Here is a 12,025-nt window from a genome sequence, read left to right as displayed (position 1 = left end):
CGGCGGGCACCTCGTACCGGCCGAGAGTGGCGACCTCGACGCCCGCGAGGACATCGTGGACGAGATCGAGGATCAGCTACTCATGCTTTGTCACTGTGGGTAACTGCTTCTGGACCTTCCCGATTGCCTTGCCAGAGGGCGGTGGTGAGGCGATGGCGCCGTACAGGGTGCTGCCCAGCTCAACGGCGTGTCCCCCATCACTTGGTGCTTCGGCCCGCATGCGCGCGGAAGACCCTGTCCTCATGCGGACCGTAAGCGAGGTCGAACACGACCAGGACGCCGGTGCGACGGTCCCGTCCCTCCTCCGCGTCTCGTAACTGGACATTGATACGGCGGTCACGGATGGTCCCGATGATCGCGGGGAGTACCGCGACTGCCAGTATGGCCAGAGTGATCACGGTCTGGACGGCGGTGTCGAATGTGTTGTTCATGGCTCCCATGCCTGGTCATTGGCACGACTCGGCGACAGCGGCAGGACTGCCAACTGGCATCAGATTCCGGCCACATTTGTGTGCTTATGAGAGCCCTTCGACGGCAGCGGCGGCCACAACCAGGTCCTGCCATGACATGCCCACACTCTTGAAAAGCTTCGGCCTCAGGTGCCGGACGTTCACGGCTCCGCGCACAAGCTCGGACAGGTTGCCAGCTATCGCCTCCGTACCGATGTCGCCGGAGCGCAGAGGAATCAGGATGTCGCCTGCCTCACTCAGCGCCGCGGTGCGCGCTTCGACAACGACTGTGGCCCGGGCGACGAATTCGGTGTCCACCTCTCGGGCCGTCGGTTCGTGAGATCCGATGGCTACGACGACTGTGTTGGATGCGACGGCTGCGGCCGGGAACAGCGGCGTACGCGATGTCGTGCAGCAGGCCACGATGTCGGCGGTCGCGACGGCTTCTGAGGGAACCGTCTCTGCGTCCAGGTCGGTCTTCTGGCAGCGCTCGACCAGCTTCGCTGCCTGCTCTGGGCGACGCGCGACGACGCCGACCGAGGAGATGGGGCGCACGGCCCGGATTGCCTCCACGTGGCCCCATGCCTGAGGTCCGGCGCCGAAGACGACGAGTCGTTCGGCATCTGGGACCGCCAGGTGGTCCACGGCGACGGCGGAAACCGCGGGGGTGCGCAGCAGGGTCAGGGCGGAGCCGTCGATCAGAGCTGTCGGGCGGAGCGTGGCCGCGTCCATCAAGAGGTAGGAGGCGATGATGCGTGGCTGCCCGCGGGCGGGGTTGTGGGGAGCGACTCCAGCGATCTTCACTCCGGTGTACGAGGATGTCGTGGAGGGCATCAGCAGCAGCTGGCCCGCGTCGACGTCGAGCACGGTGCGGGGGATGTCCGCTTCGGGGTCCAGCCCTGCGCGCAGGGCTTGTTCCACTGCTTGGATGGCTTGTGGCATGGGCAGGCGGCGCGCCAGTTCGTCGGCGTCGATCAGTGGCAGTGCTGTGGGGTTCACGCACTCAGTTCCTTCAGAACGTGTGAGGTCTTCTCCAATGCGGCTGCCAGTTGGGCCGGTTCCTGCCCGTAGGTGAACCGGAGGTGGTGCTCGGTTCCGAAGTGGGCGCCGGCACCGACCAGCACGCCGCCGCGGGCGTGCAGTGCCTCGGCGACTTCGGTGCTGGGCAGGTCCAGGTGGTAGCGGACGAAGGCCAGGGAGGTGGCCTGGGGCGGCACGGCCGACAACAGCTGGTCGTGGGAGTCGATCCACTGCTGCATCTGGGTCCAGCTCTCGCGGAGGAAGCCGCGGTAGCGGTTCAGCAGCCGGGCGCGGGTGACGGGAGTGAGCGCCAGTTCCGCGAGAGCCATGGCCGGCCCGGCCGCGGAGACGGTGGTGTATTCGTGTCGTTGGCGAAGCTGCGGCGTGAGCGTGGGTGGTGCGATCAGCCAACCGAGACGCAGACCTGGCATGCCGAATGCCTTGGAGAGGCTACCGACGCACACGACTCGGTTGTACCGCCCCCAGAAGGTGGGACTGGCCTCATCGGTGTGGAGTTCGGTGCCGCGGTGCACTTCGTCGGAGAGGATCCATGCGCCTACACGGTCCGCGATGGAGACGATCGCCTGTATCTCCTCCTCGGTGAGGATGGTGCCCGCCGGGTTGTTAGGGGTTGTCACCGAGATGGCTCGGGTGTCTGGGCGGACCGCTTTTGCCAGCGCGTCCATGTCGGGTCGCCACCCACGCTGCGGGTCCAGTGGGAAATCCTCGACGACGGCGCCCCGGTTGAGGGCGGCACCCCAGACCTGACGGTAGCTGGGCGACATGGTCACCACATGGTCCCCAGGTCGGATGAGGGTCTCGACGGCGACTGTGTTGGCCTCTGCCGCCCCGACCGTGACGATGACCTCCGAGGCATGGTCCGCGCTCCCGGCGTGCCACTGCGCTATCTGCGCGCGCAGTTGGTCGGTGCCGCATGTCGGGGGGTAGCTCAGCTCGCTGTTGAGAAGTCGACTCAGGGACTGCTCACTGTCCACGAGGTCGCGCAGCCGGATCGGCCGACAGCCGCTGTCGGCCAGGCTGTACGTGGCGGTGGCTCCCAGTCGCCCCTGCCATTCCAGCAGTTCGAACGGGGTGAAGGTCATGGATATCCCCCAGGGACTTGGCGGAATGAACGCATGGGAGGTGGCGCTACTCGGCGCTGTCCACCTTGGCTGGATCACGTTCGACGACCGGGCCGAGGACAGTGTCGATGCGACGCATCAGCGCCGGGTCGATACGGACGCCCGCAGCCTCCGCGCTCTCACGTATCTGCTCCGGCCGGGAGGCGCCCACGATGGCCGCGGCGACGTTCGGGTTCTGCAGCGTCCAGGCGACAGCGAGCTGAGCCTGGGTCAGGCCCAGTTCCTGAGCGATGGGGGTGAGCTGCTGCACCCTCTCGAGCACTTCGTCACGCAGGAAGGTCTTCACCCAGCCGGAGCCCACCTCGTCCGTGGCTCGCGATCCGGCGGGCGGAGGATGCCCGGGCAGGTATTTGCCGGTGAGTACGCCTTGGGCGAGGGGCGACCAGACGATCTGGCTGAGCCCCTCCCGTTCGCAGAGGGGTACGACCTCCTCCTCGATGACACGCCAGAGCATCGAGTACTGGGGCTGGTTGGATACGAACTGGTCCAGGCCCAGTTCGCCGGCGAGTTTCATGGCCCGTGCGATCTGGTCCGCGGTCCACTCCGAGACGCCGATGTAGAGGACCTTGCCTTGCCGGATGAGGTCGTCGAAGGTCTTGAGGGTCTCCTCCAGTGGAGTCCGGTGGTCGAAGCGATGTGCCTGGTACAGGTCGACGTAGTCGGTGCCCAGTCTCGACAGTGAGCCGTTGATGGCCTCGGTGATGTGCTTGCGGGACAGACCACCGTCGTTCGGACCGGGACCGGTCGGGAAGAACACCTTGGTGGAGATCACCAGGGACTCGCGGCGCTGGCCTTTCAGCGCCCTGCCGAGTACGGCCTCGGCGGCTGTGCCCGCGTACACGTCGGCCGTGTCGAACGTGGTGATTCCGGCGTCCAGTGCGGCGTGGACGCACTGGACGGCCTGGTCGTCGTTGATCTGGGCGCCGTGCGTGAGCCAGTTGCCGCAGGCGATCTCGCTGACCTGAAGTCCGCTACGGCCCAGTTGTCGGAATTTCATCCGCAATCCTCACTGCTGTCGTCCCCACGCGGAGGCAGGGGCGTGATCCGCACGCGGTTGTCGTGGAAGACCGCTCCGCCGCCCATGTCTGCGTCCCGTTCGTCGACGGTGGCGTTCGGGCCGGAGCCGTCAGTCAGTTTGGGCCAGTGGCCCTTGGTCGTCATGGCGACTCCTGGGCGTACGACGTCGTCGATCCTGGCCAAGGCATCGAAGGCGCCTCGGCTGTTGGCCACCTCGACGCGGTCGCCGGCCGCGATGCCGCTCGCCGCGGCGTCCTTCGGGTGCAGCACCACATACGGCGGGCCGGCCCGGCGGCGCAGCGCCGGCTTGTTCCCGAAGATGGTGTTGAGGAAGAAGTGGTTCGCAACGGAGAGGAGGACGAAGGGCAAGGACTGTGCCAGTTGGCTGTCGTGGGTCTCCGTGGCCGGAATGTATCCGGCCACGGCGTCGAAGCCGTCCGTCCGGGCGGTCTCCGAAATGAACTCGAGTTTCCCCGAGGGGGTGGGGAATCCGTTCGCGAAGGGCACGTACCCCTTCGGGTAGNNNAAATGAACTCGAGTTTCCCCGAGGGGGTGGGGAATCCGTTCGCGAAGGGCACGTACCCCTTCGGGTAGGAGAGCCGCGCCCATCCTCTGTCGCGCAGTGTGTTCACGGTGATGCCGGCCAGGGACGGATGCTGTGAGTCGAGGAGTTCGCTCGCCAGTTCTTCGTCGCTGGCGTACAGCGCCGGTTCCGTCAGTTTCATGGCCCTGGCCAGACGCCGGAAGGTCTCGGTGGTGGACAGGCACTCCCCGGGTGGGGCAACCGCCGGTTCGTTCCAGGTGATGTACAGATGGCCGTAGCCGTCGTGCACGTCCAGGTGCTCGGGCTGCATGGTGGCGGGCAGCACGATGTCTGCGTAGTCGGCGGTGTCGGTCTGGAAGTGATCCATGACCACGGTGAAGAGGTCTTCCCGGGCCAGTCCCTGGCGGATTCGGTTCTGATCGGGGGAACTGGCCAGTGGGTTGGCGCCGTAGACGATCAGGGCCTCGACAGGCGGATCGTCCGTCTCCAACAGCCCTTCGGCCAACCGCGTCATGGACAGGCTCCGAACGGGACGGCTCAGCAGATCGTCCCGGTAGAGGGCCTCACGGTTCCCGCCGAAGTAGCCGTCGGTCGAGTAGAGCAGACCGCCGCCGGGTCGCCGCCAGTCGCCGGTAACGGCGGGCAGGCAGGCGAGAGTTCGCAGGGCAGTGCCGCCCCCGGCGTGGCGCTGAATGCCCTGCGACACCCGTATGGCGGTGGGCCGGCTGTTGGCGATACGCCGTCCGAGCCGGACGATCTCCTCCTCAGCCACCCCTGTTTCCCGCGCAGTGAGCCGCGGGCTGAACTCCAGCACTCTCTTCCGGAACGCTTCCCACCCCACGGTGTTGGTCTCCAGGTACTCCCGGTCCTCGGCACCTTCCTGGAGAACCACGTGCATGAGACCGAGGGCGAGCGCCGCGTCCGTGCCCGGAAGGGGCGCGATGTGCTCGTCGGCCTGGGCCGCTGTGCGGCTGCGGACCGGGTCGATGACGACGACATGTGCACCGTCGCGCCGTGCACGCTGGATCACCTTCCACAGGTGGCGGTGGGTCGTGAGGGGATTGCTCCCCCACAGCAGGATCAACCGGGAATGAACCAGATTCTCCGGATCGATCCCGGTACTGGTGCCGAGTGTGTACTGGAGTCCGGCGAGACCGGCGATCGAGCAGATCGTCATGTCGTGGCGCGAAGCACCCAGTACGTTCCAGAGCCTGCTGCCGGCCCGCCCCCTGAAGCCCCTGGAGAAAGCCGAGGGTTCCGGTGCCCTGGTACGGCCAGATCGCCTCGCCACCGTGACGTTCGATGGTCTCCTTCAACCGCCGCGCGATCTCGCCGAGGGCGCTGTCCCAGCTGATGCGCTCGAACCGGCCCTCGCCCTTGCGGCCGATGCGCCGCAGCGGGTGAAGCAGCCGGTCGGGCGCGCGCGTGTGCTCCAGGAACTGGTTGACTTTCACGCACAGGGTGCCCCTGGTGTAGGGATGGTCCGGGGTGCCGCGCAGCGCGACGGCCTCACCGTCTTGGACTGTCACTTGCCAGCTGCAGCCGTCCGGGCAGTCCAGCGGGCATGCTCCGGGGACTTGCGTGACACTCATGTGCCCTCCCTTCCAGATGGCCCCGGCGCTGCGCGCCGAGCGGCCAGCTCTGTGCGCAGCGAGGGCGAAAGGACGCCCCGCATCACCTCCCGCGCGGTTCCGGTCAAGCTGACCTGGCCGTCCCGGGCCACACTCACCTGGACTTCACCGCCAGGCATGCGGACTCTCACGTCCCGGCCGACGAAGCCGCGCGCGTGCGCCACGGCCGCCGCGGCACACGCGCCGCTCCCCGAAGCGGGTACATGGCCGGCGGCACGCTCCCAGACCACCGCATCCAACGTGTGGTCGTCGTGTACGCGCACGAACTCCACGTTGGTGCCGTCGGGATAGCGGGAATGCCAGGCCAGAGCGGGGCCCAGGCGCTGAGCCAGTTCCCCGTCGATCCGATCCCTGAACACGACGGTGTGCGGAACTCCCAGGCTCAGGTCGGTGACGGTGACCGCCGCGTCCCGCCCTTCACCGGCGAGGGGGACGGCAACGCCACCGATGCCGATGTACTCGTCGCCCTCCACGGTGGTGAACCGCGGCAGCCCCATGCCCACGCGCACCAGGCCGTCGGCGAAATCCACGATCCGGACCTCCGCGTCGCCGCCTCGTGTCCGTATCGTGAACGGCTTGCCCGCACGCCACTGCTCGAGGTGGTGCTCGGCGAGGCTCAGGGCGAACATGCGCAGTCCGTTGCCGCTCATCCCGCACTCGCTGCCGTCCGCGTTGAAGATGCGCAGCGCTACTGGGGTGTCGGGCTTGGGGGATTCCAGCGGCCCGAGGAGCAGCCCGTCCGCCCCTGCTCCGTAGTGCCGGTCGCAGAGCAAGCGGACGGCTTCAGGGGCGGGCTCGGGGCCGAGGGCCGTATCGCCGCATCGGGGGTCGACGAGCAGGTAGTCGTTGCCCAGCGCCTGGTACTTCACGAAGTCGACCATGGGCTGACGGCTACGGCGGGTCAGTTCTTCGGGCGGTTGGCGAGGGCCGCCTCGTCGTGCTCGTCGCCGTACCACTTGTCCCTCCAGCGGGAGAAGGCGATGATCACGATGTCCCGGTGGCCGGGCCCGCCGTCGGCGGAGGTCACGTCCGTGACGTCGTGCTGGAGTGCCTTGCCGTCCAGAAGGACGGCCTGTCCGGCCGCCAGTGTGCCCGTCCAGAACGGCGCGTCGGCGCCCGGCTTCCACAGACGGGTCTCGCTTCCGCCGACGTTGTTCCGCCGCAGTACGGCGATCATGACGTACTCGTGGCCGTCGTGGTGCACACCCTCCGGAGTCAGTGGTCCGGGGCGCTGGCCGTCGGCCCTGGTGCGGTTCTGGTGAACGTTGATCTGCCAGTCCTCACCGCGGTCCAGACCGATCGCATCCGCACCGAGTGTGATCACCGGTGTGAAGTCGGCGAGGATGGTCTCGTACGTGCGGCGGATACCACCGCCCACCTTGTTGAACGTCTTGTACGCGGTGTAGTCACGCTGCGCCAGCTTCTCGTAGAGCCAGCCCTTGTCGCGTGCGGGTTCCGGCGTGAGCCGGTACTGGGCGAACCGTTTGAAACGCGTGCCGTTGCCCATGTACGGGTCGAGCGGGAGGTCTTCGTAGCTCTGGAGCATCTCCGGTGTGGCCGGAGGGAGATCGATGATCGAGAATCCTTGAGGGCCGAGTGCCATGACGCAGAGCCTTTACTGTCGGATCGGTCAGTGAGCGGCGAGACCGGGCATGCGTTCGTCGAGGTAGCGGGCGGAGGAGTTGAGCCGCCACAGCGTTCCGCGGGCGATCGCGCGCCGCATGCGCTCGGACTCGGCAGCCGGGACAACCACGTTGTGGAACCAGCCGGCCGCATGCCGGGAGTCGATGGTGATGTGCAGCTTGTGGTAAACGATGCCGACGTCGGGCAGCCCGAGCCGCTCCCAGGCATGCACGACCTGCACGAAGCGGTCGGGCGCCAGCCACTCGGTCATCCCAAGGAATCCGACGGCTTCCGGGTACAGGTGCCGGTACCGGCAGAGAAGCACCGCGAGATTTCCGGACAGAAGCGTTGTTGGCGGTGAGTGACCGCTCCAGTTCATCGGCGGGAATTTCGAAGACCCGAAAGATCTGATTGAAGAGATGGGTATGGACCTGCGACGGGTCCCCGTTTCCCATCTCGTCCCAGAAGTTTTCAGCTATCTCCATCTTCGCGGCGCCGCTGGTGCCGACCTGCATCATGGCGAGCAGATCGTCGAATCGCCCGTCGACGACCGATTCCTGGATCACGTAGTTCCGCAGGTCGCCTTCCGTTGCCTGATTGCGGATGAACTCCCGGTAGTACGGGTGCTTGTAGACCCGGTGTTCACGGGCGAGTTTCTTCAGCCACGAGAGGAACGCGGAGGGCTCCGTCGGCGCGGCGTCGAGTGCGCCGGGCTCCAGCATGGCGTCTTCGGCGTCCATGGTGGCCTGCTCGAGCAGGCGGAGTACCTCTTGGACGACCACGGATCCCTCAGCGGTGGGCGCCTCGGGTAGTTGCGTCGAGAGCCCGTAGATACGGGAGAGCAGCAGTTGCTGGCCGTAGAAGGCTGCCTGATCACCGGTTGCGGACTGCGCGTTGAGTTCGCTGACGGCTTTACGAAGATCCGCCCGCTCGCCCGGGGCCAATGAAGCGTCAAGATATTCTGCGGAACGATTCAGCAGCGAGGATATTTCCCCAACCACCGGATAGGCGTCCAAGCCCGTTTTCTGATCGAGTAAGTGAGCTGTACTCACACAGCCTCCTGTCGTATGCCGATTCTCCATGCCAACGGCATGGCCACCCGCGGAACGCTAACTTCTCTGTTGTTCAGGCATCTACATCGCATCGAGAGGTTGACTGATGAGAGGGCTTGACAGGGCTGGTACGGGGGCGAGTGTCTGCTGCACATGGATGGCGCTATGCGCATCATTCGCTACAGTAAGTAAAGGCGGGCGGTGGGCCCCAACGGCCCACCCCCCGCCTTGTGCATGGTGCTTCGGCGTCAGTCCTTGGTCCGCGTGGCCGGATGCGACGCGCGCTGACCGTGGTCAGCACCTGGGTCGGGCGTCCTTCGGGAAGCCGCTCGGCCTACCCCCTCGTCGGCGGCAAGGAAGAGAACGGCGAACAGCAGAAGGGCCGTGCCGGTGAGGACGATCGCGTTGAGCCGCTCGCCGAACACCAGGATGCCGATAACAGCCGCGGTGAGCGGCTCCACCAGGGCGACCACGGAGGCCGTGGTCGCCCGTACGACGCCGAGGCCGACGAAGAACAACGTGTACGCCAGCGCCGTCGGCACAGCGCCCACGTAGAGGATCAGGCCCAGGGTCCACGCCGGACGCTCCATGTCGGGCAGCAAGCCCTCCAGCAGAGCCATCGGCAGAAGGCAGACCGTGCCGACCGCGAAGCCGGTCACCGTGGACTCGAACGCGCCACCGGCGTTCTTTCGGCCGGAGAAGCGGCCCAGCAGAGTCACGCCCGCGTAGCCGACCGCGGAGAGCAGCCCGTATCCGATGCCCAGGAGGGGAGCCGGACCGGTGCTCCCGTCCGCGCCCCCCATCAGCAGCACCAGGCCGACAACGCCGCTCGCCACCGCGGCGGTTCCGGCGGCGCCGGTGCGCTCGCCCAGCGTGAGCCGGGCTCCGACGGCGACCAGTACCGGACCCGAGCCCAGGGTCACCACCGTGGCCACGGTCAGTCCGGCCTGCTGCACGGAGGCGAAGTAGGCCGTCTGGTACACCGCCAGTCCGAAGCCTGTGATCAGGGCTCGCCGCGGGTTCGCCGCGAACGTCGCGCGCAGCGACAGCGCCGTCTCCGGCCGCCGGGACCGTCGGACCAGGTGAGCTGACAGAAGCAGCCCGAGCCCGGTGAGGAACCGCCAGAAGGAAACGGAGATGGGGCCGATTCCGCCGACGTCGTACAGTTCGGCGGCCACTGCGCCGCCAGTGCCCCATGCTGTGGCCGCAATTGCGACGTAGAGAACACCCTGCCGAACGGGCAGGGCAGAAGAGGACTGCAACTGAGATCTCCTCGATTGATTGCCATCACGATGTCTCCGTGGGCAACCCGCGCAGCCACCCCGGTAACCCTGGGATGGCTCTGCATGACTGCCCGCCTTAAGCGGCGGGCGGCGGAGGCGTCAGAAACAGTTGCATGTGATCACCCTACCCGGCAAAGGGCAGGCGTCCCAGCATGGGCTGGGACCTGTCCACCGCTCAGGGACAGATCCCCTCGTGTGACCTGTGCGTTCTTCAAGCACCGTCAGAGGCCATCCGCAGGAAGGCGAAGCGCGCTGTCGTACGGGCCGGGCGGGATGTGGAGGGTGGCGGTGTCGTAGTCGCCGAAGCGCAGCACGTTGTCCCTGCGGTGCGGGCTGAGCGCGGCGATGTCGTCGGGGCTCAGCTCCCAGCCCTGGGCGGCCATCTGGCGCAGTGTGTCGGTCATGTCGATCGTGGTGGAGAAGATGATGCTGTTGGCCATCAGGTCGAGGAACTTGACGGCTTTCTCCTGGAGTTCGGGATCACGGGAGCGCAGGTAGCCGTCCCCGCCGAAGTGCAGCCACTTCGTGTACCCGTTGTATGCCTCGGCCTTGTTCGTGGCCCTGGTGATCTGCTCCCGCAACTGCGGGTCCGACAGGTAGCGGAGCAGAACGATCGTCCGGACGGCGCGGCCGACCTCGCGGAAGACCCGGTAGATCTGGTTCTTGCGGGAGTGGTTGTTCAAGCGCCGCAGGAGGGTGACGGAGGACACGGTGCCTTCCCGTACCGACAGGCCGACCTGCATGAGGTCCTTCCAGCCGTTCTCGATGAGCTGCCAGTCGATGCAGGTGCGTGGGTCGGCGGAGAACAGCGCGTCAATATGCCGGTAGCGCACCTGGGGAGCAGGACGGTGGAAGGTGAGGTCCTGGAAGTTGCGTATCCGCGGCAGCAGGTCGATGCCGAGCAGGTGGGCGAGCCCGAAGACCGGGAAGGACTGGCCCTGGGTGTCGGCGTGTACGGTGTCCGGCTTGACCTCCGACTCGTTCGCAAGGAGCGAGTCGATGAGGTAGACGGCTTCCCACACTCCGCAGGGGATGAACCGGGAGAAGAGCGCAACGTAGGTGTCGGAGACGAGATGGTGGGCGATCCCGCCGTAGCCGCCGTAGCGGATCGAAGTCTCGGCGAGGAGGTTGTCGATGACGGTGTCCATCATGGTGCCGTCCACCGCCGCCACCGACCCGTCACCCCACGCCGCCGCCAGGTCGAGGCCGGCGTGGGCGTTGACCACGTCGGCTCCGCACCGGTTGAGAACCGGGATGGTGAAGTGGCGCTTGGCGATCGCGCCGAGTTCGTGCGCGGCCACGCTGCCCCGCATGTGGCGCACCGCCTGGGCAGGGCCGAGCCCGGAACCGTAGACGAACGCGGTGGTCACGTAGCGCGGCAGTGGCTCCTTCAGCTTCGGCTCGCTGCCCGAGCGCGGGCCGGGCCGTTTCCACCAGTCCGTCCAGTGCGCCGCCCGCGCCAGATGTTCCAGCACACTGCGGGCGGGAAGCCGCTCGGAGAGAGCTTCTTCCAGCTTCTCCGCGGAGGCGGTGCGCTCGCCTGCTCTGCGTACGGCAAGGGAGGGGACGCCGGTGACCGGGTCGATGGTGAGGTCTTTGTTGTCCGGATACCCGGCGTCCACAGTCTCGGCGATCATGGTGAGCCGCTCGCGCAGCCGAACAGTGAACTCACTCGCGGTGGCCGGGAATACGGCCTGCTCGCAGAAGCCCGCGAGCTTGGACTCGCACTGCTCCCAGGGCAGGAGCATGCGCGTCCAGTCACCGTAGTCCTCGGCGCCGATCACGGCGACATCACCGCAGCGCAGCTCCTCCACGAGACAGGCGAACACCATTGCCTCGAAATGGCGCCGGCCCAGCATCCCCGGCTCTTCACGGGAGTAGACAGTCTTCAGCCACATCTTCGGCGCGAACGACAGGTCCAGCCGTACCAACTCCCCGTTCTCGCCCTTGTGGGTGGGATGCGTGTCCGCCACGAGGGGCCGGGTGAGGTGCTGGTGAGCGAGGACGTGGTCCAGCGCATCCAGCACACTGCGGTCGGTCGAGGTCGCGGTGAACGACAGACGGCGGGCGATCTTGAACATGGTCGGCCGGTCCGGCTTGAAGAAGCGCTCTACCAGCGCCGTGTAGTTGCTGCCCCGGTAGGCGTCCAGGGCCTCCAACTCCGCCAGCTGGGCCTCGAACCCGCCCGCCGTCTCGATCGCAGCCCGGGCGTTCTTCAGCGCCAGCAGGTCATCCAGCGACGCCTCCCTCTCCCACCCGCCAGG

Annotated in this window: 10 protein-coding genes and 3 pseudogenes; 1 reads left to right on the top strand and 12 read right to left on the bottom strand. The window is 67.0% G+C overall.

The annotated features are described in order from the left end of the window. Nucleotides 1–197: 197 nt before the first annotated feature. The 10 genes and pseudogenes from F3T56_RS44910 to F3T56_RS49105 form a co-directional block, all read right to left on the bottom strand. Nucleotides 198–431: a hypothetical protein gene (locus tag F3T56_RS44910; RefSeq protein ID WP_149831228.1), complete on the bottom strand. Its 234-nt coding sequence runs from the start codon at nt 429–431 to the stop codon at nt 198–200. Between the two features lie 84 nt (nt 432–515). Further along, nucleotides 516–1,448: an ornithine cyclodeaminase family protein gene (locus F3T56_RS44905; RefSeq protein ID WP_149831227.1), complete on the bottom strand. Its 933-nt coding sequence runs from the start codon at nt 1,446–1,448 to the stop codon at nt 516–518. Beyond that, nucleotides 1,445–2,572 (bottom strand): aminotransferase class I/II-fold pyridoxal phosphate-dependent enzyme, encoded by a 1,128-nt coding sequence (locus F3T56_RS44900; protein WP_149831226.1) that lies wholly within the window; start codon nt 2,570–2,572, stop codon nt 1,445–1,447. The genes F3T56_RS44905 and F3T56_RS44900 overlap by 4 nt, the downstream gene beginning before the upstream one ends. A gap of 46 nt (nt 2,573–2,618) precedes the next feature. After that, entirely contained in the window at nt 2,619–3,608 is a 990-nt protein-coding gene (locus tag F3T56_RS44895) for an aldo/keto reductase family protein (protein ID WP_149831225.1), read from the bottom strand. After that, nucleotides 3,605–4,135, bottom strand: a complete 531-nt coding sequence (locus F3T56_RS49120; protein ID WP_246204786.1) for a molybdopterin dinucleotide binding domain-containing protein — start codon at nt 4,133–4,135, stop codon at nt 3,605–3,607. Before F3T56_RS49120 ends, F3T56_RS44895 begins: the two co-directional genes overlap by 4 nt. Nucleotides 4,136–4,416: 281 nt before the next feature. After that, nucleotides 4,417–5,349, bottom strand: a pseudogene (locus F3T56_RS49115) (molybdopterin-dependent oxidoreductase); the annotation flags it as partial. Between the two features lie 112 nt (nt 5,350–5,461). After that, nucleotides 5,462–5,764 (bottom strand): annotated as a pseudogene (locus tag F3T56_RS49110) (molybdopterin-dependent oxidoreductase); the annotation flags it as partial. Beyond that, entirely contained in the window at nt 5,761–6,684 is a 924-nt protein-coding gene (gene dapF / locus F3T56_RS44885; protein ID WP_149831224.1) for a diaminopimelate epimerase, read from the bottom strand. The pseudogene F3T56_RS49110 and the gene dapF, both read right to left, overlap by 4 nt. A gap of 20 nt (nt 6,685–6,704) precedes the next feature. Then, nucleotides 6,705–7,406, bottom strand: a complete 702-nt coding sequence (locus tag F3T56_RS44880; RefSeq protein ID WP_149831223.1) for a 2OG-Fe dioxygenase family protein — start codon at nt 7,404–7,406, stop codon at nt 6,705–6,707. Between the two features lie 27 nt (nt 7,407–7,433). Further along, nucleotides 7,434–7,941, bottom strand: a pseudogene (locus F3T56_RS49105) (iron-containing redox enzyme family protein). On the opposite strand from F3T56_RS49105, the gene F3T56_RS49100 reads away from it, so the two are divergent. Then, complete coding sequence (locus F3T56_RS49100; RefSeq protein WP_246204787.1) at nt 7,846–8,238, top strand: hypothetical protein; 393 nt, start codon at nt 7,846–7,848, stop codon at nt 8,236–8,238. The pseudogene F3T56_RS49105 and the gene F3T56_RS49100 overlap by 96 nt on opposite strands. 488 nt (nt 8,239–8,726) lie before the next feature. Here the strand turns inward: F3T56_RS49100 and F3T56_RS44870 are convergent, their stop codons facing one another. Together F3T56_RS44870 and F3T56_RS44865 are read right to left on the bottom strand one after the other, a co-directional pair. Then, nucleotides 8,727–9,740: a DMT family transporter gene (locus tag F3T56_RS44870; protein ID WP_149831222.1), complete on the bottom strand. Its 1,014-nt coding sequence runs from the start codon at nt 9,738–9,740 to the stop codon at nt 8,727–8,729. Between the two features lie 242 nt (nt 9,741–9,982). Then, the coding region (locus tag F3T56_RS44865; protein WP_149831221.1) for a Tn3 family transposase at nt 9,983–12,025 on the bottom strand (2,043 nt) is incomplete at its 5' end.

The organism is Streptomyces tailanensis (assembly GCF_008386495.1).
Taxonomy (GTDB): domain Bacteria; phylum Actinomycetota; class Actinomycetes; order Streptomycetales; family Streptomycetaceae; genus Streptomyces; species Streptomyces tailanensis.
This window is presented reverse-complemented; position numbering and strand designations above follow the sequence as displayed.